The organism is Macellibacteroides sp., assembly GCF_050251695.1.
GTDB classification, from domain to species: Bacteria; Bacteroidota; Bacteroidia; order Bacteroidales; family Tannerellaceae; genus Macellibacteroides; species Macellibacteroides fermentans.
This window is the reverse complement of sequence record NZ_JBFWMI010000053.1, coordinates 1-25,168: the sequence shown is the minus strand read 5'-3', so window position 1 is coordinate 25,168 and position 25,168 is coordinate 1. Positions and strand designations below refer to the sequence as shown.

16 protein-coding genes are annotated in these 25,168 nt (G+C 42.4%); 13 read left to right on the top strand and 3 right to left on the bottom strand.

The genetic code is table 11. The annotated features are described in order from the left end of the window. The coding region (locus tag AB7E53_RS09340) for a hypothetical protein (RefSeq protein ID WP_446775325.1) at positions 1–577 on the bottom strand (577 nt) is incomplete at its 3' end. Positions 578–966: 389 nt separating this feature from the next. On the opposite strand from AB7E53_RS09340, the gene AB7E53_RS09335 reads away from it, so the two are divergent. The 9 genes from AB7E53_RS09335 (at position 967) to AB7E53_RS09295 (ending at position 12,591) form a co-directional block, all read left to right on the top strand. Further along, the gene (locus AB7E53_RS09335) at positions 967–1,962 is read left to right on the top strand and encodes a hypothetical protein (protein ID WP_446775323.1); all 996 of its coding nucleotides are present in this window, start codon (positions 967–969) and stop codon (positions 1,960–1,962) included. A 17-nt stretch (positions 1,963–1,979) separates the two neighbouring features. Next, a complete protein-coding gene (locus AB7E53_RS09330) occupies positions 1,980–3,155 on the top strand; it encodes a 6-bladed beta-propeller (RefSeq protein WP_446775321.1) in 1,176 nt (391 codons plus the stop codon). A 128-nt stretch (positions 3,156–3,283) separates the two neighbouring features. Further along, positions 3,284–3,418, top strand: coding sequence for a hypothetical protein (locus AB7E53_RS09325; protein WP_446775320.1), 135 nt, complete (start codon positions 3,284–3,286; stop codon positions 3,416–3,418). Positions 3,419–3,462: 44 nt separating this feature from the next. Further along, complete coding sequence (locus AB7E53_RS09320; RefSeq protein ID WP_446775318.1) at positions 3,463–4,704, top strand: 6-bladed beta-propeller; 1,242 nt, start codon at positions 3,463–3,465, stop codon at positions 4,702–4,704. 25 nt (positions 4,705–4,729) lie between these two features. Further along, positions 4,730–5,851, top strand: a complete 1,122-nt coding sequence (locus AB7E53_RS09315; protein ID WP_446775316.1) for a 6-bladed beta-propeller — start codon at positions 4,730–4,732, stop codon at positions 5,849–5,851. A 116-nt stretch (positions 5,852–5,967) separates the two neighbouring features. Further along, complete coding sequence (locus AB7E53_RS09310) at positions 5,968–8,295, top strand: ABC transporter permease (RefSeq protein ID WP_446775314.1); 2,328 nt, start codon at positions 5,968–5,970, stop codon at positions 8,293–8,295. A 51-nt stretch (positions 8,296–8,346) separates the two neighbouring features. Next, positions 8,347–9,657 carry a 6-bladed beta-propeller gene (locus tag AB7E53_RS09305; RefSeq protein WP_446775312.1) on the top strand — a complete coding sequence of 437 codons (1,311 nt, stop codon included), beginning with the start codon at positions 8,347–8,349 and terminating at the stop codon, positions 9,655–9,657. Between the two features lie 70 nt (positions 9,658–9,727). Further along, on the top strand, positions 9,728–11,086 hold the full coding sequence (locus AB7E53_RS09300; protein ID WP_446775311.1) for a S41 family peptidase: 1,359 nt from the start codon (positions 9,728–9,730) through the stop codon (positions 11,084–11,086). Between the two features lie 302 nt (positions 11,087–11,388). Next, positions 11,389–12,591 carry a 6-bladed beta-propeller gene (locus AB7E53_RS09295; protein ID WP_446774523.1) on the top strand — a complete coding sequence of 401 codons (1,203 nt, stop codon included), beginning with the start codon at positions 11,389–11,391 and terminating at the stop codon, positions 12,589–12,591. An 815-nt stretch (positions 12,592–13,406) separates the two neighbouring features. On the opposite strand, the gene AB7E53_RS09290 is transcribed toward AB7E53_RS09295, so the two are convergent. After that, positions 13,407–16,544 (bottom strand): GH92 family glycosyl hydrolase, encoded by a 3,138-nt coding sequence (locus AB7E53_RS09290; protein WP_446775308.1) that lies wholly within the window; start codon positions 16,542–16,544, stop codon positions 13,407–13,409. Between the two features lie 10 nt (positions 16,545–16,554). Beyond that, on the bottom strand, positions 16,555–17,463 hold the full coding sequence (locus AB7E53_RS09285; protein ID WP_350456173.1) for an AraC family transcriptional regulator: 909 nt from the start codon (positions 17,461–17,463) through the stop codon (positions 16,555–16,557). 99 nt (positions 17,464–17,562) lie between these two features. On the opposite strand from AB7E53_RS09285, the gene AB7E53_RS09280 reads away from it, so the two are divergent. The 4 genes from AB7E53_RS09280 (at position 17,563) to AB7E53_RS09265 (ending at position 25,154) form a co-directional block, all read left to right on the top strand. Beyond that, a complete protein-coding gene (locus tag AB7E53_RS09280; protein ID WP_446775306.1) occupies positions 17,563–19,308 on the top strand; it encodes a class I mannose-6-phosphate isomerase in 1,746 nt (581 codons plus the stop codon). Positions 19,309–19,325: 17 nt separating this feature from the next. Further along, complete coding sequence (locus AB7E53_RS09275; protein WP_446775304.1) at positions 19,326–20,426, top strand: ROK family protein; 1,101 nt, start codon at positions 19,326–19,328, stop codon at positions 20,424–20,426. A gap of 24 nt (positions 20,427–20,450) precedes the next feature. After that, complete coding sequence (locus AB7E53_RS09270) at positions 20,451–22,826, top strand: GH92 family glycosyl hydrolase (RefSeq protein WP_446775302.1); 2,376 nt, start codon at positions 20,451–20,453, stop codon at positions 22,824–22,826. Positions 22,827–22,952: 126 nt separating this feature from the next. Beyond that, a complete protein-coding gene (locus AB7E53_RS09265; protein WP_446775300.1) occupies positions 22,953–25,154 on the top strand; it encodes an alpha-L-rhamnosidase-related protein in 2,202 nt (733 codons plus the stop codon). Positions 25,155–25,168: the final 14 nt, after the last annotated feature.

Genomic DNA, 25,168 nt, shown 5'->3' with positions numbered 1-25,168 from the left:
AGTACATTTTAGAATAATTGTCTTTAACAAATTGATTCATTGGTATGCCATTAATAGAACCTATCTTTTCTCCGGTATCAATATGAATTTCATTATATGTAAAAGGAAGAATATTATAATAATCTCCTTTCATATATTTTGTTAATAAATTAATTTTTACTCTTGAATTTACATATTCAGTTGTTAGCCGATAAAAATGGTCTGCATTTGTTGTATCTGCTAGAGTAACGTTGCCTATTGTTGATAAAAAATATTCAGAGGAAGCATAATTTTTTAATGAATATCCGGGAATGATTTGTGAATGTCCGTCGTACAACATATTAAGCCCTTGACGAATAATTTGTGTAAATTCTTCAATGGAGGTTGTAGCCGTTATTTCTCCGTATAATTTTTTAAATTCTTTATCTACATTTATACCTGTTCGCTCCTCTAATAAAGGTAAAGGCGAAAAATACTGATGAATATGACCTTGCAGAAATAGCAAATCATCCTGCATTTGCTTCTTCGTTAAAGTTTGACTTTGTATTGGATTACTTACCAGGCAAAGTAGAAATATAATATTTAAATATTTACACATAGAAAGACTTTTAATTTTATAATGAGATAAATTGGTTACGTCAAAAGTAAATACAATATTCCATTAATAATTAAAAAGTTGTTCACTTCTTGTTCACAAAAATACTTTCTTTGTCTTTTAAGTATGCGACAAAACAATTTGAAAAGCATTTAATTCAAGGTAATGAGGTTTTTCATGACTTTCGTTTCAATTTATGATTGTTGATTGATTGGATTGACAGCTATGTAATTACCTTTTACCAATCATTTTATAGAAGGAAATATGCCTTAGAATAAAGGGAAGCTCACAAGATTTTATATGAAATGAAATTTGTGAACAAAAAGTGAACAACTATTTCGTTATAGATTGAAATAAAGTGACTAGTTTTGAAATAATCAATTTGTACCATTATGAGAATCTCTCATTTGATCTTTATATTGCTAAGCAGTTTAGCTGCTTCATGCAGTTCTTCTGATACTGATTTTCCTCACGAAGAATCTTTAGAGCAAGAGTTAATGCCTTTACAAGGAATAACCTATCCTATAAAATTAGAAGTGAAACATCCTTTTCTAATTCTTGAAAATATGAAGAGAATCGATAGCCTTTTTCATATTTATGATCTTACCAATTTGGAATTGAAAAGTGTTTTTGGGAAAATTGGAGAAGGCCCGGATGATTTTATACAACCGAGCCTGTTTAATACTCCTTTCCCAGATATTCTTATAAGTGATATTGACAAAAAGATGGTTTATCAGTATGAGCTCAACAAATACGGGAAGTTGGAGTTAAAGAGTTCTAATAAAGCGAATTATGTTGATGGTGCTCCCAATGCAGCTTTTATTAATGATTCTTTATATGTATTAGATGCCATGTATAGAGCTCCCTGTATACATAAGCTTACCTTTCGGGATGAATTGCCATTAAAATCATGGACCTATCGAAATCCGGATATACTGGATTACTACATAGATCCCGATATGGGATATGTCTATGCAAATGAAAATCGTATCGTTTTCAGTTATGGCTACAAGAAGCAAATTGATTTTATGGATACCGATTTCAACCTAATAAAAAGGGTTAGTTTTGATTTTGCAAACCGTACAATTAACCCAAGTAGTAATGATGATGTGGCGAGCTATGGAACGGGGTATTTAGGTAATCGGTATTTCTACGTTTTATTCATAGGAACGTCTTGGCCAGAGTATAGAAAATTGTCTTTTCGAGGAACATTTCTGGAGGTATTTGATTTAGATGGTAATCCTATCGCCAGATACCATTTGGGAGGGATACCTCCAATTTCTTTTGCTGTAGACGAAGATACCTTTATTCTTTACGGAATGAGAGACGATGGAGAACCCGAAGATAATTTACTGGTGTATAAATTAAATGGTCTATCAAAATATTAATATTCATCCATTTTTATATGAAAAGATCTACTACAATTTCAGCAGCTATCCTGTTTGTGATGTTCGGATTTATCGGATGCAATGAATCCAGACGCCAAAGTGAGGGCCTTATTATAGTGGATGTCACGAATACAGATTATCCTATAAAAGAGCTGATACTTCAGGATTTTATGGATGTGGAGTATATTGCACTGGAAACGAATGACGATTTTATTAATCAAGGATTTGTTCAGTCTATAGGTCAGAAAATCATAGTAGTAAAAAACGGAATTAATGATGGGGATATTTTTATTTACAAGCGAAAAACAGGAGAAGCGATCCGGAAGTTTAATCATAAGGGACAAGGAGCTGAAGAGTATGTAGCTATTTCTGGAATAGTTCTGGATGAAGATAAGTATGAAATGTTTGTTACTGACAACGTTACAAGGAGAATGTTGGTGTACAATTTAGATGGAAAATACCTGAGAAGTTTTAAATTCCAAAAAAATGCAATGTATAAAAAGATTTACAATTTTGACAAGCAAAATCTGATATGTTATAATTTTAATTCGAGTAATGATGGGCAATCTTTTGCTATTATATCCAAACAGGATGGAAGCATTACCCAAGAGATTCAAATTCCATTTGAAGAGATAAAATCAATTTATATTTTTTTGAGGGATGAGGCAAATGATATGACCTATGGTGCAGCCCCCTATATATATCCCATAATACCAGTCCCCAATAATAATTGGATATTGGTAGAACCTTCGTCTGATACTATTTATAGCTATTCATCTGAATACGAAATGAAGCCATTTTTGACAAGAGTCCCATCAATACAATCCATGAACCCGGAAGTATTTCTTTTACCTAGTGTTGTAACTGACCGTTATTGCTTCATGGAAATCGTAAAAAAAGAATATTCTTTTAGCACAGGCAAAGGATTTCCAAGTACTTTTCTGATGTATGACAGGCAGGAAAAATCAATATTCAGATATACTGTGAACAATGCTGATTATTCCTATAAAAATATAGTAAATATGGTGTTAAGCCCTGAGAGTAGTGAAGTTGCATTCTACCATAAAATTGAGCCATACGGATTAGTTGATTCGTATAAGAAAGGAGAGCTGAAAGGTAAATTGAAAGAAATTGCTTCTAAACTGGATCCAGAAGACAATCCGGTGATTATGTTGATAAAACATAAGAAATAAATATCCTATAAAGGAGTTGTTTGGCATAAACCGAGATTTGTGAACAAAAAGTGAACAACTATTTCGTTATAGATTGGAGTATATTAGTTAGTTTTGACAAATACAATTTATTAGTAATATAATAACGTATGAAAAAATCTACTACAATTTCAGCAGCTATCCTGTTTATGATATCAGGAATTATCGGATATAATCAATCCAAGGCCAAAAGTGAAGGATTTATTACGGTTGATGTAACAGCTACTTATTATATGTATTACTAATCAATGATGATATATGTGTTGAAAAATATTATAAAGTCTATTTTATGAGGATGAGTGTTGAAAGTATGTTGGTTATAGGATTGTTGAGTTTCGTCTGTCTTCTGGGGTCTTGTGAAGAAGGGAAGAAAAAGAGCAAACGTCAAACATTGGATTCATGTAATGTAATCGCTTCACGGGATTATATTGATGGGGAAGATTTTCTGACTTGTAATCTTTCGGAAGTAAAAGATACATTTAATATTTCTTTGAGTTCATTAGTCTCTAGTCTTGAGGTAGTTCGATTAGAGAACTCAGAAGAGGCGTTTGTTGACACCGAAGGTCATACCTTGGTTAGCGATAATTATATTGGGATTTATTCTGTTATGACATCACAGTATAAGTTGTTTGGAAGAGATGGAAAGTTTTTGAATAATATTGGCACAAAGGGTCAGGGCCCTAATGAATATTATGCAGTTTATGACAGTTATATCGATGAAAAGAACAATCGGATTTTTCTATTTCCCTGGATGGACAAAAAGATACTGGTTTTTGATCTGAAAGGAAATCCTCTTCCTACCATACCTCTTCCTTATTTGGTTCACAAAGGGAAATTTCAAATCGATGTGGATAAGAAAGAAATTACTATTTTGGTTCTTCCATTCAGCGATACCAAGTCGGTTGTCTGGAGGCAAGATTTTAATGGTAATTTAATCCAGGAAGTAAAATCATTATCATTTGTTATTGATCCGGGAGATTATAGCAATGAGGTTTATTCATGGCAAAATACTGAAAATATAGATTTTTCTTTATCTCATTGGGAACCAAAGGAGGATACTCTTTATCAATATAAAATTGTATCCAATGTTTTACAACCAAAATTGACAATAAAATTTGGAAGCAAAGAAATTGTTAGACATTTCTATGTGGATTTGCCAAATCATTATCTAATTAAGCTTGTTAATCCGCAATTTCCTGACGAGTCAGGTCAATTCATTACACCTCGTTCCCCTCAGATTATTATTGATAAGAGTAGTTTGAAAGGTTGTTACTGTAATTTGAAAATAGATTTACTCGGTAATATTGATGGCCCTGCCTGGACAACCTATAATAGAGGTTATTTCATCGCTAATATTTATCCGGAAGAATTAAAAGCACAAATCAAAAGATCGCTATTAAGCCCTGCTTTATTATCTCCTGCTATAAAACAGAAAATATCAAATCTGAATAAAATCATAACGGAAGATGATAACAATATTATTTTGATTGGAAAGCTTAAAGAGAGTCTATTAAATTCAATAGAAAAATAAGTGTAATCTTTAAAAATACTACCAGATGAAAAGATTAATAAGTTGTCTGTTTTTTATTTTACTCATGATGGCGTGCCAAAAAGAGATGAATAGTGGTGTTGATTCTTATGATGTTGATGCAATAAGGAACAGCAATAAGGTTTTTAATGTTGAAGATTCTGGTTTAAAGTTCAGTTACATTCCTCTGGAGATGTCGGATAGTTCGCTTGTAGGTGATATTGAAAAAATCCTCTTGACAAAAGACTATATTATTGTTCGAAGTAATGAACTGATTTTTCTGTTTGACTATACGGGTAAGTTTATCCGAAGAATCGGAACTCAAGGGGATGGTCCCGGTCAATATAAAAGTATTTGGGACGTATCAGTCGATGAATCAGAACAGCGATTATTTTTGGTCGATTACTCAATCAGTAAAGTGTTGGAATATGATTTGAAAGGTCGATTTCTTAGTGACTATAGTTATAATCCATTTTGGTGGACTTTTGAAGCTATAGATGGTTCATTCTTAATAAATCCGATGAATCTGTTTGGAAATGAAGCATATAAAATTAAATTAACTACATATACCGGTGATTCAATTGCTTATTTCAAGAATGATATTCTTTATAAATCACAGGACAATTTATTATATCCAACTGTAAAATGTTTCCAGCGCTATCATGATGAGATTGTTTTCCGACAACAGTTTAACGATTCTATTTATACATTCATTCCTCATACAAAGGATTTGGTGATACGCTATTATTTTGATTTTGGGGATGCCCATTTTCCTTTCGAACTTTTAGAAAGTTCTGAAAATTTTAGAACTCAATCTGTAAATTATGGCTTTGTGGAGGATATTACTGAAACAGATGATTATGTTTTTCTACATATAACTTACAAAGGTAAAAGTGAGAAATATATTCTAAGAAAAGGATCGGATGGAAGCTTTTATAAGGTTGAAAAGGATACTGGTGTTTTGATAAAAACGGCGGACCTTTATTTTTGGCCTAAATGGTATAACAATGAGAGGTTGGTAAATTATTTCTCGGCATCAGAAATCCTTTCAAAAAGAGATAAAATTACGGATGATAATTTAAAAGAGATTGCTTCTTCAATGTCCGATGAATCGAATCCTGTAGTAGTAATTGCAACAATAGACAAATGATGTGGATGGTGATGTTGCAATACAGTCAAATATTTTATAGAACAGAACATGGAGGTTGAAAAATATAATATAATATTAGTATGATAATTCATTATTTCAAAATTGCTTTCCGCAATATGTGGAAATATAAAATGCAGTCGCTTTCCGGAATTTTCGGATTGGCATTCGGACTTGCCTGTTTTGTTCCCGCAGTTTACTGGATGCGCTATGAAACGTCTTACGACAGCTTCTATCCCGATGCGGAGCATATTTACCGTGTTTATGCTGTGGAGAAACAATCGGGCAAGGTTAATGAAGGTGTTTCGAGAATTTTTGAGAAGAAGTTGCAAGAGAAGTTTCCGGCAGTAGAAGCTTCAACGGTTTATTTAATAGAACAGGAAAATTGTAGTGTTGAGGGAATACCACATGTCCAACTCCGTACGCTTTATACCGATAGCACATTCTTTGGTATTTTCCCGCAGGAGTTTGTCAGCGGAGACTCCAGACAGCCGTTGCAGGTTTTGAACAATATTATCCTTACGGAAACGGTAGCTGTGCGTTTGTTCGGTAATGCGGAAAAAGCTATCGGACAACAGGTGCAAACGAAAATGAAATCTTCTCTACCTCCTTATACTGTAACAGCTGTGGTTAAGGATCCACCTGCTAACACAAACATGCAGTTTGACGTTATTATTTATCACGATATGATAAAATATTTCTCCGAGTTGCCCGAAGAAGCTCAGTGGACAATGTTTTTCATGAATCTATATGTGAAATTGCATCCCGAAACAGATGTTGATAAACTTGCTGAACAAATGCATGATTTTACTTCACGGTTGGGTGTAAATACCAATATTGAGCTACGCATGTTGCCGATAAGCGATGTTCGTCACCAGCTAAACACGGATGTTCCATTTACCTTGAACTTCATAGGTTTATTTGTTGCATCAGGGATATTATTATTGTTCAGTGCGCTGTTTAACTTTCTGAACCTGCACCTCGACCTTTTCCGTCAGCGCATCCGCGAATTGCGTCTTCGTTCCGTACATGGAGCTTCAGAAGGTCAAATAGTAAGACAAATGATGTTTGAATTGCTTTGTTCAATTCTTTTGGCGTTGTTTCTGGCGTGTTCTTTTGTCGAAATCATCCGTCCGGCATTTGCCGGACTGCTAAATATTACGATGGAACTGTCGCAACTGATTCAAATATTCGTTGTTTGCGGAATAGGGTTGATGGCGTTGATACTATTTATCGGTTTTATTCTTTTTTGGAAATTGAGCCGTTTGTCCACATCCCCTCAGCTGGAAATAAGAATAACCGGGAAACCGGTATTGCGTCGCATGGCTGTTACCATGCAGCTATCTGTCAGTATGGTATTTATTGTTGCTGCATTGGTGGTGATGATGCAAATGCATTTTGTAAATCAAAAAGATTTGGGATTCGACAGCCGTGGAGTTATTCAATTATCAGGATTTTTAGACTATTCAGGGAAGATTCAGGGAGCACTGGAGCGTGAACTTGCAACTATTCCTCAAATCGAGAGTATCACTCAAGCTGATTTCGAGCCTCGGCACAAATCTGATATTTATACTATGATCACCGACGTGGAATGGCCGGGAAAATCGTCTTTCGAAACGCCGGCATTCAATGTTATCTATACCGACAGCCGGTTTGTCGAAACATTCAAATTAAAAATGGTTACGGGAGAGTGGTGGCATCAGGGTGAAACTCAAGAAATCGTTCTTAATGAAGAAGCTGTCCGGGAGATGGGGCTTAGTGAACCCGAAGGCTCGATAATCCGTATTCCGTCCATTGATGATGCTTCTGTTATGGTGGAATACAAAGTTGTGGGAGTCGTAAATGATTTTCATACCCTGTCTCTTCGCAACCGTATCCAGCCTGTCATTTTCCTCCCGTCATCTCAGGCATCCAACATTTTGTACATCCGTGTCGTTCCTGGTCAGGATCAGGAAGTGATGCAGAAAATCGCGGCTATTCTTCCAGGCATAGATGCAACTTTGGCAGATGCTCGCCTGACTCCGGTAGACGAGTTGTATAATCATCTTAATTGGTCGGAACAGGTTGGATTAAAAATGTTCTCCGTATTGGCAACAGTTTGTATGTTAATTTCACTCTTCGGTATTTATGCCGTGGCTGCAGCAGCAACCAGTAGGCGACGTAAAGAAATAGCCATTCGCAAAGTTGTAGGTGCAGAAGCCGGTAACATTATCCGCATGTTCCTCCGAGAATATACCTTACAGGTAATCGCAGCCGGAGTTGTGGCGCTTCCGCTGGCTTATCTTGTTATGAGTGGTTGGCTGCAAGGATACGCCTACCGCATGAACATCCCATGGTGGTTGTTGGGTGGAGTGATTGTTGGTGTTATCATCCTGATTTTGCTTACCGTGTTTATGCAAGTACTAAAAGCTGCCGATAGCAACCCTTCGGAAGTGATAAAGGCTTAGTAGATAGAAATTTAATTTGTAATTAGATATGTAAAACCCAGAAGTATTCCTATGAAAAAGTACATTTATTTAGTCGTATTAATGCTTGCGTTTATTTCGTGTAATAAACGTAAGCAAGGGATTGAGTCGCCGCCGAAAATACTCAACGAGATTTTTGTGGTGGACAGTTTGCAAAACGAGACAACCGAATTCTTGTTAAGTGATGTTGTAAGCGACATCGAAATCATTCCTTTGGAGACAACCGAAAAAAGTGCATTTAAGTTTCTAACAAATCTGCAGGTTGGAGCAAACGATATATTTATTAATTCTAGAATCGCTGTATTGAGGTTTGATATAAATGGAAAATTTCTTCATAAAATAGGTTCAAAAGGAGAGGGACCGCAAGATTTTATAACATGTAGTGGGATTGGAATGGACGATCAGGCCCGTTTGATTCATATTGCAGCAGCATTAAGCTTTACAAATCAAATCCGGACATTTACCTACGATGGAAAGTTTGTAAAATCTACACGTGTAGCCGAAGATGGAGCCTATATGAGCGGAAGTAATCATAGCGAAGGTCGGTCCTATGCTTTCTTTAACAATCAGCATCTGTTCAGAAGAATGTTACCGGTTTGGGATGGTTCGAAAGATATCTGGCTTATTCAGATTCAGGATACAGCGGGAAATGTTAAAGCAAGGTTTTACGATCCTGCCAATTATGGGAGTGAGGGTCAGATTCATAAGCACAGTGCGGATGGAAAGAATATTATACCGCATTATTGGAACGAGTTTAGTTGTGTATTTAATCGGTATAATGATAAAATAAATTTCTTGTTTGATACGAATGATACGATTTATCAATATAACGATGTAAAGGCTACTTTAAAACCACGGTTTATACTACATTGTGGCAGCCGACCGTCTATAAGTGAAATCCGCAAATTAGATAAAAGTCCGGAATACTTTAAATATGTGGTTGTAACCGATGTTTTGGAAACCAAAGACTGGATGTTTTTAATTGCAGAGAAGGACAATTTGAGCTACTTACTTCGCTTTGACAAACAGACCGGAAGCATACAAACGATACATACGGAGGGTGAGATTGCGGAATCAAGAATCATGCAGATCAGGTATCGTAAAACGGATCCTCCTGGATTTACAAATGATTTGTGCGGTGGCTTGCCGTTTTACCCCTCATTTCAGACTGAAAAACGATGGATTGCCCAATTTGATGCAGCTGATTTGCTCGAGAAAGTGGATCTAAACGAACTAAAAAACAGCGACTATCTTCTTCCTTCAAAACGAGATAAGCTTGTAAAGATTATTGAAAACCTGAAAGAAGATGATAATCCTGTACTAATGATTGCCACATTGAAATGAAACAAGGAATACCATACAGGATCTCTTCATCTGGATTTTGACAAATAAAAAACCAATAATTAAGTCGAAAATGAATAGTAACATTTTAAAATATACGCTTGTTGTATGTCTTTTGTTGTCAAATGAAGTTTTGGCACAAAATACGCTGCCATCCCGTGAACAACGGATTTATTCTCTTTCAGACATTTGGAAAGAATTACATTACAATTTTGCTTTTCCTCATAAATTACAGGAAGTTAATATTGATAGTTTATATATTGCTTATCTGCCGAAGGTTGCCGAGGTTGAAAGTACCTATGAATACTATCGTATATTATCTTCATTTATGGCAAATTTTGATGAAGCACATACACGTATTTATACATCTAAACGGCCGGATGATATGCCTCCCATAAAAGCCATAAATTTTTGTGAAAAGATTATAGTAAGTGATATATCGCAAAACATCGTTGATCAAATTCCTGTAAATAGTGAAATTTTGAAAATTGATGATATTCCCGTTTTAGCATACATCAAGGATTCTGTATCTCCATTTATTTCAGCTGCTACTCCACATTGGAAATTTGATAAGTCAGTAATTGAACTATTTTATGGAAAACCACAATCAAAGGTAAATTTAACAGTAAAAAAACCTGATGGACATTTAGTAAAAGTGTCGATGGTTCGAAACTATTATACCAATAATGCTAAAGAGGTTATGGTTGTTAATAAGAATTTGTCTCCTATAAATATTGAAATTATAGATGGAGATATCGGATACATACAATTATCTTCATTTCTAGGAGGGTATATTGATTCAATAAACAGCGTGTTTGAATCTAATTTACCTAAGTTAAGACGCTGTAAAGGTTTGATTATTGATCTTCGTGGAAATAGAGGAGGTTCAGATCAGGCATGGGAGCGCATTGCGTATCATCTTATTTCTCAATCAGAATTCGATTTACCAGTTAAATATTTCTCCAGGATGCATATTGCCAGCTATAAGAATTGGGGGAGTAATAGTACAAACCCGCAGCTAAAGGAGTATTACAGGGGAACTGTAATGGAAGAAATAAATCATTCTTTATACGTCAATACGATTGATGACACATTAAAACTACATCAACCACTGGTAATAATTTCAGGACAGCATGTGGCTTCGGCGGCAGAAGATTTCTTATTGCTCATGAAAGGTTTGGGAAGGGCTAAAGTAATTGGAGAGCCTAGTGTTGGATGTGTAGGTGAACCAATGTTTGTTCCATTGCCAGGCGACTTCGAGGTCATGATTTGTGTTAAGAAATACGTTAATTCTGACGGAACTCAACCAAATGATACTGGAATCGTGCCCGATATAAAAGTAATCAGAGATTACGATGAATATTTAAAAGGCAACGACAACGTTCTGGAGAGTAGTGTTGCTGAATTAAAGAAACTAATACATAGGCTTTAAATATGATTATTATGGAATCAAGATGTTTAGTTGTTATTTTGTTTATCTTTTCGACGGTTCTGTCGTGTAATAAACAACCGGACAAAAAAGAATTGCCTGTTGTAAACCTGAATTCGATTTCTGCTATTAATGATAGCATTAATCCATTCGAAATACTTCAAAATTGTTTTCTGCAGACGGCAAGAGAATAATTTCTTATATTCAAGCCGACGCGCTTACGGAAACGGATTTGGTTCCCGGGATTAAAGAAGATGATAATCCGATACTAGTTATCTATTATAAAGAATAATATTGTTTTAGCCATGAAAAAACTACTTTTCTTTTTATCCTGTATTTCGGCCCTATTTTCTTGCGGAGAAACGACGAAACAAGAAGTCAAATCATTCTGGGATCAATGTGATGTTATCGCAAAACGAGAAGTTATCAATGGTGACACCGTAATTGTATGTGATTCTAAATTAGTCAAGCAAAAAAAGAATATTCCTTTGGATTTATTGGTTGATAGTATTGAGGTTATCAAAATGGGTAATAAAAATGAAGAAGCACTAATTAGCAAGCGGTTTGTTCATACCTATTTTACAGAAAATTATATAGGAGTAACTGCCTATAGCTATTTTCCAATGAAATTATTCCGTAAAGACGGAACTTTTTTGCGCCATATCGGAGCCATAGGACAAGGTCCGGGTGAATATACCGTAATAGATGCTATAGACATGGATGAAAAAAACGACCTGATCTATATATTACCTTTTAGTGCTGATTACATATTGGTTTATGATTTTAAAGGGAATATATATCCCCGCATAAAATTAGCTGAAAGTCTGCTTTATGGTTCAACTATAAAGGTTTACGGAGATAAAAAACAGGTGTTGGTTACCAAACCGATTAGTCCGGATACTAATTATTATGTATGGATTCAGGATTTTGAAGGAAATTTGATTCAAGGGGCTAAAATGTCTGACTACTATAAGGATGTAACCTCGTTCAGTGAATCAACCATCACCCGTCTTCGTACAGATGCAGTCGAATTGTTCAGATTGGGTATTCCTAATGGAAACGAGTTTTTGTATTATTATGATATTCCTAAAAATCGTTTAGAGCCGAAGTTTATGGTAAATGGGGATGATTTTGATTGGAATATTATACATGAACTACCGCATCAATATGTTGTTCAAAAATGTCAGAGAATTGGGGCTGATGATGATGAGCTATTTACACAAAAAATAATAGTCGATAAGAAAACATTAAGAGGTTGTTATTTTGACGGATTTGAAACATCATTCGGGCTTATATATGGTCAATATAGTATTTTATATGCGATGAATGGTCCTTACTTTAGTATAATAGATTTTAGTAGTAAAGTAAGTGAATATATTCAAAAAATTAAAGAAGAATCCCTCACTTCAAAACAAAAACAAGAATTACAGAAGCTGAAATCTATTACCGCAGAAAACGATGCTAACGATGAATGCAGTATTCTTTTTAGAGGAAAATTTAAGAACTAAAAATTGAGAGAATGGGTGAGAGCCGAATTGGATATGCGCGGTGAAGACTAAGTATTTATCCTGTAGTCTTTTATTGCTTTCTAAACGAAGATCTATTTTTTTCATAACTATGATTTATTCGTTTGACAATTGTTGATCTTGCGTTTGACATATGTTGAATGCAAAGTCAACAATTGGATAACTTGCATTCAACATATGTCAAACGAATAATTGTTCGTTTAGCCGGGATTAGTTTGTCGTATTCATTGGAATAGTTCCCAATAGGGAAAGGATTAGTTCACGGTTGTTGAAATACGCAGAAGGGGCATGGGGATTATGCTGGAGTTGTTTCCCGGGGGGCCGACTCCTATTTAGTATCGGTAAGGGGGTTAGAGATCATGTCTGGTGGTGGGGGACAGTCGTCCGAAACCCCTGTTTTGTATTGCTCAGGGGGTTAGGGGTGAATGCGGGGGCGATGACAGATGAAGGATCAATGACAGATGAATTTTGGCATCTGTCATTTTATAATCTCATGTTATTCAGTGTTTTAAATTCATAAAATGAAGGATGACAGATTGTTTTGCAATAAATCGGTTTTAATTGAGGATTGTCCGGAAATGTGGATAGAACCGATTTGATTTTTTACAAAGTGAACCGTCTATAAACAATTAAAGGATGTCATCCCGACATCCCCTAACCAAACTTTGTTAACCTTAAATCTAATACTATTATGAAAAAACCACGATGCAAAGATACAGCCATCCAAGGTGTTTGTCAAGTCTTTTATCTATAAAACATGTTAAACAACATAGATGGCTGTTAATTTTAGCGGAAATTTATTCAATTCCCCACATTTTATTGGGTTGAGGTCCCATTTCGAGGATTAAAGAACCTCCCTTTAGCAGCTCGGCGGCAGGGAAGTGGAACGTTTGCAACGGCTGACCGTTTAAGGAGGCACGCTGTACGTAGATGTTTTTGCGTGACACACCCCGTGCCTGAATGGTGAATTGCTTCCCTCTTCCAAATTGTTCTCTCAGATGAATCACACACTTTTCGTAAAGGGGACTGGCAATTTCGTATACCGGATTGGTACTACATCCGCCGTCTGTCTGGAAAAGTCCCAGCGATGCCATTACAAGCCAGGCACTCATCTGCCCCTGATCTTCGTCGCCCAGATAGGCATTGGCCTGCCCAACTCCGTAGTAACGCTCTATAATGGAACGACTCCACTTCTGCGTGAGCCAGGGTTTGCCTGCCCAGTTGAAAAGAAAGGCAAAGTGCATGGATTGCTGGTTGCCTTGCACAACGGGGTAGTCCCAGTACTGGTCGTTGGGGGCATTGTAACGCCAGGGTTCGCTGGCCTGGAATCCCCATTCGAGTCGTTCTACAAAACGATCTTTTCCTACGGCGTTTACCAGAGCGGGTACATCCTGCGGTACAAAGTATGTTAGCTGCCAGGCATTGCCTTCCACATATTGTTCGTTGGCTCCGGAGTGGAACGGATCGAAGTCAGGCACCCAGTTCCCGTCGCTGTTGCGCAATTGGGCATAACCGGTTTCCGGATGGATGGCATTGCGCCACCACGAACCTCTTTGGGAGAATGTTTTGTAATCGTCTTCTTTACCCAAAGCTTTAGCAAACTGGGCTACTGTCCAGTCGTCGTAAGCATACTCGAGGGTGTTGGAAAACCTTCCTTTGTCGGCCGGCACATATTGGTGTTGAAGATAGGGCAGCAGGTCGCGGTTGCCGGCATAGCCTCCGCATACAGGCTGACTGGGGGTTGTCTGCATCTTCTTAACTGCTTCGAAGGCTTTATCGGCATCGTAGCCCCGTATTCCCATTTGGTAAGCTCCTACAATGAGGGGAATCTCGTGTTCGGCCACCATTACAGGTATGTACTCCATCCCTGCAGGTCCTTTAGCCAGCCATCCGTTGGCATCGTACATGGCGAGTTGCGATTTCACCCACCGGTTGCTCCATTCGGGTGTTACCAGGTTCCAGAACTGATTGAGGTTCCAGAAAGTATTCCAGAATGCATCGCAACCCAGCGCCCGGTCGTCGGGATTGGTGAAACGTCTTACCTGCTCGTCGGCCGAAACCCACTCGCCGTTAACGTCGCTCCATGTATTTCTACTGCACAATGCCCGGTACATATTGGTGTAAAAGCGTACCTTTTCCAACCGGTTGTCTGTGCTTATCTCGACGCGCCCCAGCAGATCATTCCACACCTGTTGCTGGTTGTTCCGTACTGCCTGGAAGTTCCACCCAAAGGGTTTGCTTATTTCCGTTTCCAGGTTCAGTGAGGCATTGGCGATGCTTACCAGCGATATACCCGAACGTGCCTGCACTACGGGGTTGGTGCGTGTGTCGAACTGAAGCCATACGCCCCCATCACGTATCTCTTTGGCCGAAAGATGATCCGTTATCCGGTGCTGTCCGTCTACCCAGCCTCCCATGGATTGGATGGGTTGGTCGAACTCTATTACAAAATGAACAATGTAGGCCTGATCGGCATCGCGGCTCCATACATTTTTGGATAGCTGGTTGCTGTATCCTTCGATGCGGGTGTCGCTTACCTTGCGTATATCTATCTCGCACAACTGATAATCGTATTCGGTGGGGATATGTAGGTCCACCAATACCCGCGAACTGTCACGGTTGGACGGAAAGGTGTATCGTTGGAATCCGCAGTGGGTGGTTGCGGTAAGCTCTGCCAGGATATCGTAATCGGTCAGCTTCACCTTGTAGTATCCCAACGGAGCCTCTTCGGTTGTTTTGTCTATGCGCGAGCGATACCCCGAATCGGGATCCATCTCGTCACCCATAACCGTCTGCAGTTTCCCGTTGGTGGGCAACATACCCAGTCCCCCCATGGTCCATTCGTGAATGTGACTAAAACAGCCGATACTCTCGAAGGTGGGCTGATAGCCTGCCTGCCAACCGGCATTCTGGTTGTCCGGACTGAGCTTTACCATTCCAAAAGGCATCCACGGACCGGGAGCGATCATCCAGCGCGAATGCGCCGTACCGATGCGGGTATCTACATATCCGGCCGGAGTTTGCAATGGTTGGGGTGAGCGGTTTACTTTTCCTTGCTGTAAGACCTTTCCATTGCACATCAGCTGGTAGTTGCTTGTTACGGCTTTCTTCACAGCGGGCATGGGGATTTCGAGCAGATACCGGGCGGTGTCCAGCTGCTGACTGTAGATCTCTTTCCCGTCCAGCCGGAACGAAATACGAGGAGTTCCCTCCAGATGTTCCAAATCTGCCAGAAAAGGTTGAAAGTTCTTGCCGTCGCGGTGTATTTCATAGTCGGCAACCTCCGTATTACGTATAAAAACCGGTTCGGGACGGGTTAATCTGGTTCCGGCAGGAGCCTCCAGACGGATGTGATCAAACAAAATCCACGATCCTTCCAGTACAGATAATGTGATGCTGTTACCCCCTTTTTTTAGGGTTTCGCCCGGGATAGGGATCTCGAGTGTGCGGCCGGATGTATTCTGCAGCTTGCCTGCAATCGATAGGTCGCTTGCTCCGGCGGGTAGCTGGAACTTTTGTGACTGGTTGTTGATGCTTACCTTCAACAGGGGCGGTTTCTTTACGGCATTGTCGGCCACAACGATTATCAGCTTCCAGGCTCCCTGTGCCGGTATATTGTCCAACCCGAAAAGGATGTTGGATTCGTGTGTACGCCAGCCTGCAGTGCTCCAGGTGCCACCCCATTCGTCGGCCGGTCCCGGTATTACATAGGGAAAGGATCTGGAGGCGGTATCTTTTCCGATCAGGAAATAGCGGTCTTCGAACCCGAAGTCGGCTTCCAGATAACTTTTATATTTGTCGGGACCCAAAGCCAGATCGGCCGTGGAATGGTCGGCTTTCCCAATACTCCAGAGGATATGACCGCCATCGGCAGCCTGGCAAAAAGTACAGGGAAGCATGGCCGACAGCAAAACGGATAAGAAGATGTGTTTCATCGTTGTATTATTATTCCGATTGACTTGCACTATGTTCCGATTCCTTTGCACGGTATGCCGAGGGAGAGATACCCATAACCTTGGTGAAAAGCCTCGAGAAGTAGGCCGGCTCTTCAAAGCCCAGCCGTAAAGCGATCTCATTCAGCTTCAGGTTGGTAAGCTCGATGTATTGGCAGGCCTTCTGTATTTTAAGCCGGATAAAGTAGTTGATGGGCGACGAGCCGGTCTCCTTCTGAAACAGCATGGAGAAGTGAGACGGCGAATACTTGAAGTAGGCCGCCAGTTGCTCGAGGGTAAGGTTATGGTCGATGTTCTCCTGCATGTAATGGATTACCCGCGACGAGAACGGATATTCACGGTGGCTCGGTATCTTGTAGTGCCGGAATTGTTCCAGCCACAGGAAAGATCCCATGAAAAGATACAGGCACATGGACGAGTAGCTCATGTATTCTTTGATATAGCCCATGGAGAAACAGCTGTAAATCTCTTCGAATAGTTGGGTGCGGTCCTGCAACCTCGAGTACTCACCCGGCAGGATGGATACCGGATTGGGATGCTGCGGATAGAAGCTGGCACTCATCTTTCCCCTGAAATGGAGCCAGTAGATAGTCCACGGATCTTTCTCGTCGGCCCCGAAAGCATAGGGTTCGTTGGCCGGGATGATGATGTACTGGTTTTGTTCGATCCGGTATTCCTTTCCTTTTATCCTGTACCATCCTTTGCCGTCTGTACAGTAGATCAGCATACTATAGTTGCATCCTTTGTCTTTTTGTACAAAATGGTACTTCACCTTCGGAAAAAATCCTATCTTTCGTACGTACAGGTTGCCTATAAGCGGATCCTTACTGTATTGAGTAAGCAGCTCCTCGGGCAGGGAGATGGAACGTTCGCCTTTAAATCCTTCTTTGATCTTTATCATTATAGTATCGTAAGATTGTATAAGTAAATCGGAACAAATGTACTTCCCCGGGTTGGATTTACGAAATACCTTTGCAAAAAAAATTGATATACGTGTAAAATGAGAAAAAGTAATTATGATAAATATCCGTCCACTTCGGTTAACGGATCTCTTTGGGAGGGATGGGATGCCATCCTGAACCAGATAAAGTTGGATTTGTCCCTTCAAAACGGAAGGCATGTGCTGGTGGTGGAATGCTATCAGGGGGTGCATCACAAAGAGCTGCTTGAACAGCTGGCTCTTTTGCCGGTGGATGAACGGGTGGATACGCGCGATCTTTTCCGCTCCGAAGCGGAGATAGAGGAGATGACGCGTCCGTTTCTGACCGACGACCGGTTGTTTGGAAGGCGTTCTTCATTTTCGTACGCCGATTTTCTGGATAACAGCAAGGTAGAGGCTTTTCGCCGCCGACTGAAACAGCTGCAGGGGGTGGTGCTTGTGTATGGACACGGTGCTGCCTGGGTGGCGGACCAGCCTGATACGTTGGTATATGCGGATATGGCGAGATGGGAGATTCAGCTTCGTTCGCGCAGGCACGAGGTTGAAGGTCTGGGCGTACGCAATAGTGAGGAGTCGCCTTCGCTTCATTACAAACGTGGCTATTTTGTGGATTGGATTGTTTGTGATAATTTTAAGAAGCAATTGATTCCGCGGGTGGATTATTGGCTGGATACGCAGATTCCGTATCTTCCTAAGATGGTGGATGCATCTACCTGGCGGGAGGGGCTGACTAAAACGGTGCAGGGGCCTTTCCGGGTGGTGCCGTTCTTTGATCCTGCTCCCTGGGGTGGACAATGGATGAAGGAGGTCTGCGATCTTGATAAGGAACAGGCCAACTTTGGTTGGTGTTTTGATTGTGTGCCCGAAGAAAACAGTCTTTCACTGCTTGTAAACGGCGTACTTTTTGAAATGCCGGCAAATAATCTGGTATTCTATAAGACGCAGGAATTGCTGGGCGGACCGGTGGAAGCGCGTTTCGGTGCCGATTTCCCCATTCGTTTTGATTTTCTGGATACGATGGGGGGCGGCAATCTGAGTCTGCAGGTGCATCCTACCACTCAGTATATACGGGATACATTCGGTCAGTATTATACTCAGGACGAGAGTTATTATCTGCTGGATGCCACAGAAGAGGCTTCGGTCTACCTGGGATTGAAAGAGGGAGTGGACCCCGCTGAGGTGGTTGAGGCGCTGCGGGCGGCTCAACAGGCAGGAGGTGATTTGGATGTGGACCGCTTTGTAAATAAATGGCCGGCGCGCAAGCACGATCATTTTCTGATTCCGGGCGGAACGGTTCACTGTTCGGGTGCCGGTGCGATGGTGCTGGAGATTAGCGCCACTCCAAGCTTGTTTACTTTTAAATTGTGGGATTGGGGAAGATTGGGACTGGATGGCTTGCCCCGTCCGATCAACATCGAACATGGAAAGAATGTAATAAAGTGGGAACGGACTACCGCTTTTGCCCGTCGGGAGCTTGTAAACCGGGTGGAGCTGATCGCCAGCGGAGAGGAATGGACCGAAGAGCGTACCGGTTTGCATGAGAATGAATTTATAGAAACCCGCCGCCATTGGTTTACCGGCAAGGTGCTGCATCATACCGGTGGTGGTGTGAATGTGCTGAATGTGATTGAGGGTGACGAGCTTCTGGTGGAAAGTCCCCAACAGGCATTCGAACCTTTTGTGGTGCACTATGCCGAGACCTTTATAGTGCCTGCATCGGCAGAGAGTTATACGATCCGCCCCATCGGTTTATCAGAGGGTAAACGCTGTGGTACGATCAAGGCTTTTGTACGTTTTCGCGAATAACTTTATAAATGGACAGTATGTATACTACAGATAAACGTATTGTAATGACACTGGATGCGGGAGGTACCAACCTGGTATTTTCTGCCATGCAGGGAGGTGTGGAGGTGGTGGAACCGGTAACCCTTCCTGCCGCTTCACATAACCTGAATGATTGTCTCCGTAACATTACCGAAGGTTTCGAAACGATTCGCAAGGCGCTTCCGGAACCTCCGGCAGCCATTAGTTTTGCTTTTCCGGGTCCGGCCGATTACGAGGCGGGAATCATCGGCGACTTACCTAATTTTCCCTCCTTCAGAGGAGGTGTGGCACTGGGTCCCTACCTGAAAGAGGTGTTTGGTATTCCGGTATTTATCAACAACGACGGAAATCTGTTTGCCTACGGTGAGGCACTTGCCGGAGCTCTGCCGCAATTGAATAAACGTTTGGCCGGGGCGGGGAGCATCCGCAGATACAGAAACCTGCTGGGTATCACCCTCGGCACCGGATTCGGGGCGGGTGTGGTGCTGGACGGCAGATTGCTTTTGGGCGACAACGGCGCCGGGGGTGATGTGTGGTGCCTGCGGAATAAAAAGTATCCCCATTGCATTGCAGAAGAAAGTGTAAGTATCCGTGCCGTTAAAAGGGTGTATCAGGAACTTGCCGGGGAGTGGAATGAGGAATCGACCCACCTTACTCCCAAAGAGCTGTTTGAAATTGCAGAGGGTGTTCGTCCGGGTAACAGAGAGTCGGCCATCCGTTCTTTTGCACAACTGGGGGAGATGGCTGGGGATGCCATTGCTCAGGCTATTACCCTGATTGACGGGGTGGTGGTGATTGGCGGAGGATTGGCCGGTGCTTCCAGATACATTTTGCCTTCCCTGATAGCTGAGCTTAACAGTTCCTTGCAAATGATGGATGGAACAACCGTGAACCGGTTGCAGATGAAGGCGTTTAACCTGGAGGAAGAGGATCAGTTTGCCGTGTTTGCCAAAGGGGAGGCGGTAAAAATAAGGGTTCCCGGTACGGATCGCCAGATTGATTATGATCCCTTTAAACGGTTCGGAGTGATGATTAGCAAACAGGGCACCAGCCGTTCGGTTGCCTTGGGTGCCTATGTCTATGCCCTGGATCAGTTGTAATACTATCAGATAAATAAACTAATTATGAAATACAATCGTCTTTTTCTTGTTTCCTTTTTAGCAGCTGCTTCAAGCTGGGTTTTACCTTGTACTGCCGGTGCCGGCAGTCCTGCTAAACGTTTGAAGGTTGATACACATTCTCTTGCACAATACGTTGATCCGCTGATCGGGACTGCCCATTGCCGCTGGTTTCATTTTACACCCGGTTCCCGACCGTTTGGAATGGCCAAACCGGCACCTTCCACCAATGGTCACCTTGGTAATAAATGGGGATGGGAGGCAACGGGCTACGATTACCGGGATCAGTCCATCGAAGGTTTTCCCTGTTTACATGAATTCCAGGTGGGCGGAATTGTTTTAATGCCTGCTGTTGGAAAGCTGGTGACTGTTCCGGGACCGCTGGAGATGAATGCTCCGGGGTATCGTTCCCGGTTCGACCGCAAGGATGAGTATGCCACTGCCGGATATTATTCGGTGCTGCTGAAGGATCACGGAGTGAAAGCCGAACTTACGGCTACCCCACGGGTTGCATTTCAGCGTTATACCTTTCCTGCCGGAAAGGAGAGCCGTATCCTGTTTGATATCGGGAACCGTCAGGGTGAGAGCGGGGCTGTAGAGGATGCGGAAGTGAAGCTTACGGCCGACGGCCGTATTGAGGGCTGGGTGCGTACCTTGCCCGAATATGTGAAAAAATACCAGCCGGATGCATCGGTCACTATGTATTTCTCTGCTGTAACAGATGCAAAGCCTACGGGTTACGGCACCTTTAAAGGTGCGGCTGTGAGTAGCGGCAGCAGGGAGTCGGCCGGAGTGGGTGCCGGTCTGTATCTTACGTTTCAGACCAAAGAGCAGGAGGCTGTTACGGTTAAGGTAGGTCTTTCCTTTACGTCGGTCGCCAATGCCCGGCTGAATTTGCAGACGGAAGCGGCTTCGCTTTCCTTCGATAAGGCGAAACAGGAGGCTGCCGCACAATGGGAGGAGTATCTGGGCAGAATCAGGGTGGAAACCCCCAACCGCCAGGATAAGGTGAAGTTTTATACCGGTCTGTATCATGTGTTGCTGGGACGTGGATTGGCAAGCGACGTGAATGGGGCTTATCCCCGTAACGATGGATCGGTGGGTCAGATTCCATTGCTTAAGGGAAAGCCGAAGCACAATTTTTACAACACGGATGCAGCTTGGGGTGCACAGTGGAACCTGGCTCAGGTGTGGGCATTGGCTTATCCGGAGTATTATTCGGATTACATCAGCAGTCACCTGCTGGTTTACAAAGATACCGGATGGCTGGCCGATGGAATTGCCTGCAGCCGTTTTGTTTCCGGAGTAGGAACCAATCTGCTGAGTGCCATTCTTTCCGGAGCATATCAGTGCGGCATCCGCGATTTCGATGTGAACCTGGCCTACGAGGCTTCGCTGAAGAATGAGCTGGATGGCGTTGACCGCCCACTTGGTGCGGGTAAGGTGGATACGGATCTGTTTGTAAAGTATGGCTATGTTCCCCACCAGGAAAAAGGTGATGGTCCGGATGAGGCTTTTATGTTCTCGGCTTCACATACGCTGGAATATGCCTACAGTGCGTGGACAGTGGCTCAGTGGGCCGGACAGTTGGGCAAGACGGACGATTACGCTAAACTGATGAATCTTTCTAAAGGGTGGGAGCGGATTTACGACGACTCACTCAACTTTGTCAGACCCAGAAAAGCGAACGGAGCCTTTGTGGATGACTTTGATCCAATGCAGGTGTGGAGAGGCTTTCAGGAGGGAAATGCCTGGCAGTATACTTTTTATGTGCCTCACGATGTAAAGGGACTGGTATCCAAAGTGGGTGCGGATGTCTTTAACCAGCGTCTGGACAGTATCTTTACTGTTTCGCGGAAGTTGATTTTCAGCGGAGGTAAAGAAGTTGGTGCTTTTGCCGGATTACAAACGCTTTATAATCATGGAAATCAGCCGTGTCTGCATATCTCCTGGTTGTTTAACGAAGCGGGGCGTCCTTCGCTTACCCAGAAGTGGGTGAGGGCTATTCTGGATGAGTTTTACGGCGTGGAGGGGATTCACGGATATGGATATGGACAGGATGAAGATCAGGGTCAGCTGGGTGCCTGGTATGTAATTGCTTCGCTGGGACTGTTTGATGTAAAGGGGCTGACTGATACCGAGCCTTCGTTTGCGCTGGGCAGTACGTTGTTCGACAAGGTTACTATTAAGCTGAACAAGAAGTATTATAAAGGTGATGAATTTGTAATAAAGGCTGCCAATAACAATAAACAAAATCTGTACGTTAAGCAGTTCCGGTTAAATGGGAAACCCTGTAAAGAGACTCGTATCCCGTTCAGTAAGATTGTTTCGGGCGGATTGCTAGAGGTGGAAATGCAGGATACGCCTGTGGATCGTTATTGAGGATACAAAACAGAAATACGCTTTAATTATCATAAAGGAAAAGGAGTAGGTCAGATTTCATACTTGGTTTTTCTACTTATTTCATTAGTTTTGCGCTTACAAAGTGTTAATCTAATTTCTATAAGTATGAATAAACTGTTTGGAATGCTTTTGTTATTGTGCTTCGGGTTGTCTGCTATGGCTTACGACTGGAAAGGACAATGGATAAGCACAGAACGTAGTCAGAGTCAGACTAACGAATGGCTGGCTTACCGAAAAACCTTTACTTTAAGTGATGTGCCCGCAGCACTGACCGCCCGTATTGCTGCGGATTCAAAATATTGGATGTGGATTAACGACAGCCTTGTCGTGTTTGAAGGCGGACTAAAACGCGGACCGGCTCCCGGTGCCACCTACTTTGATGAGGTGGAGATTGCTCCCTGGCTGAAACCGGGACAGAATACGGTGGCTGTGTTGGTCTGGCATTTCGGGAAAAGCGGTTTCAGTCATGCCAGCACCGGAAGGGCGGGGTTGTTGTTTGATGCGCAATCGCCTGCCTTCTCGTTGGTATCCGATGCTTCCTGGCGTTGTACACTTTACACCGCCTATGAAAATACATCGGCTCCGCATCCCAACTTCCGGCTACCGGAAAGTAACATCCGTTTCGATGCTCAAAAGGAGATAAAGGACTGGCACCTTTCTTCTTTTAAAGGAAATCTGCCCCAGGCGCTGGTCTTAGCCCGGGCAGAGGCTTACCCTTTTGGTAAATTGGAGGCACGCCCCATTCCCTTGTGGAAAGATTACGGATTGCGCGGGTACGAAGCAATCCGGAAGTCGGTCAACGGTGATACATTGTTTTGCCGGTTGCCCTACAATTGCCACGTTACCCCTTATTTACATGTGGAGGCCGAAGCTGGTAAAACCATAGGAATGCTGACCGATAACTATGAAGGGGGAAGCGAGAAAAACGTTCGGGGCGAATATGTTACCCGTGCCGGAGAACAGACCTACGAGAGTCTGGGCTGGATGAATGGTCACGAAGTGATATACATTATTCCGGACGGAGTGGTTGTTAAGGATGTAAAGTACCGCGAAACAGGCTATAATGCCGATTTTGCCGGCTCCTTCTCGTCGGATGACCCCTTCCTGAACGAGTTGTGGAAGCGTTCCGCACGTACCCTGTATGTTACCATGCGTGATACCTATATGGATTGTCCGGATCGCGAACGGGCACAATGGTGGGGTGATGAGGTGAACGAACTGGGCGAGGCCTTTTACGCACTGGATCCCCGTGGACAGAAACTTGCTCTTAAAGGAATATACGAACTGATGAACTGGCAAAGGGAGGACGGGGTGATTTTCTCGCCGGTACCTTCGGTCAACTGGGGACGGGAACTGCCGTTGCAGATGTTGGCTTCGGTGGGTTACTATGGCTTTTATACCCAGTATTTTTATAGCGGCGACAGTACCTTTGTGCCTGTTATTTACGACCGTTTGCACCGCTACCTGCACGAGGTTTGGCAACCCGAAGCGAATGGTCTGGTTACGGAACGTTCTGGCGATTGGAATTGGGGCGACTGGGGTGAGCATGTGGATATGGGAGTGCTTACCAACTGTTGGTATTACCTGGCCCTAAAAGCCGAATTAAACTTTGCTGCCATGCTGGGTAAAGAGGATGATGTACGTATGCTTACAGGGATGATGAACTCTTTTGTATCTTGCTTTAATACAAAATACTGGAACGGGTCGGCTTATCGTTCGCCCGGTTATAAGGGGGAGACCGACGACCGGGCGCAGGCTATGGCTGTGGTTTCAGGATTGGCTGCGGCCGACAAGTATCCGGCCTTGCTGCAGGTGTTCAAAAAAGAATATCATGCCAGTCCGTATATGGAAAAATATGTGTTGGAGGCGCTGTTCCGTATGGGGGAAGCCGATTTCGCCCTTTCGCGGATGAAAGATCGTTATAGTAAAATGATGGGATATAAGGATTATACCACCTTATTTGAAGGGTGGGGGATCGGTGCGGATGGTTTTGGTGGTGGTACGATCAACCATGCCTGGAGCGGCGGACCGCTCACCATTCTAAGTCAGCTTTTATGCGGCATCGAACCGACTTCTCCCGGATTCAAAACGTTTAAGATTGCTCCCCGGATGGGATCGGTAGGAAATGCGTCGGCCAAAGTTTCCACTCATTACGGATTGATCGAGGTTACGATTGCCCGCAAAGGAAAAGCGCTGACAATCCATGCGGTTGTTCCCCCGGGAACAAAGGCGGAGATATGCTTTCCCAACGGTAAACGATTCCACGTAACGGCAGGATCACAGCTGCTGAAAGGACGGGCATTTTAAAATAAAAAAAGCCG

Excerpts from the sequence above, each read along its gene's own strand:
- AB7E53_RS09335 (WP_446775323.1), top strand. The coding sequence starts at position 967 with ATGAGAATCTCTCATTTGATCTTTATATTGCTAAGCAGTTTAGCTGCT.
- AB7E53_RS09330 (WP_446775321.1), top strand. The coding sequence starts at position 1,980 with ATGAAAAGATCTACTACAATTTCAGCAGCTATCCTGTTTGTGATGTTC.
- AB7E53_RS09325 (WP_446775320.1), top strand. The coding sequence starts at position 3,284 with ATGAAAAAATCTACTACAATTTCAGCAGCTATCCTGTTTATGATATCA.
- AB7E53_RS09320 (WP_446775318.1), top strand. The coding sequence starts at position 3,463 with ATGAGGATGAGTGTTGAAAGTATGTTGGTTATAGGATTGTTGAGTTTC.
- AB7E53_RS09315 (WP_446775316.1), top strand. The coding sequence starts at position 4,730 with ATGAAAAGATTAATAAGTTGTCTGTTTTTTATTTTACTCATGATGGCG.
- AB7E53_RS09310 (WP_446775314.1), top strand. The coding sequence starts at position 5,968 with ATGTGGAAATATAAAATGCAGTCGCTTTCCGGAATTTTCGGATTGGCA.
- AB7E53_RS09305 (WP_446775312.1), top strand. The coding sequence starts at position 8,347 with ATGAAAAAGTACATTTATTTAGTCGTATTAATGCTTGCGTTTATTTCG.
- AB7E53_RS09300 (WP_446775311.1), top strand. The coding sequence starts at position 9,728 with ATGAATAGTAACATTTTAAAATATACGCTTGTTGTATGTCTTTTGTTG.
- AB7E53_RS09295 (WP_446774523.1), top strand. The coding sequence starts at position 11,389 with ATGAAAAAACTACTTTTCTTTTTATCCTGTATTTCGGCCCTATTTTCT.
- AB7E53_RS09290 (WP_446775308.1), bottom strand. The coding sequence starts at position 16,544 with ATGAAACACATCTTCTTATCCGTTTTGCTGTCGGCCATGCTTCCCTGT.
- AB7E53_RS09285 (WP_350456173.1), bottom strand. The coding sequence starts at position 17,463 with ATGATAAAGATCAAAGAAGGATTTAAAGGCGAACGTTCCATCTCCCTG.
- AB7E53_RS09280 (WP_446775306.1), top strand. The coding sequence starts at position 17,563 with ATGAGAAAAAGTAATTATGATAAATATCCGTCCACTTCGGTTAACGGA.
- AB7E53_RS09275 (WP_446775304.1), top strand. The coding sequence starts at position 19,326 with ATGTATACTACAGATAAACGTATTGTAATGACACTGGATGCGGGAGGT.
- AB7E53_RS09270 (WP_446775302.1), top strand. The coding sequence starts at position 20,451 with ATGAAATACAATCGTCTTTTTCTTGTTTCCTTTTTAGCAGCTGCTTCA.
- AB7E53_RS09265 (WP_446775300.1), top strand. The coding sequence starts at position 22,953 with ATGAATAAACTGTTTGGAATGCTTTTGTTATTGTGCTTCGGGTTGTCT.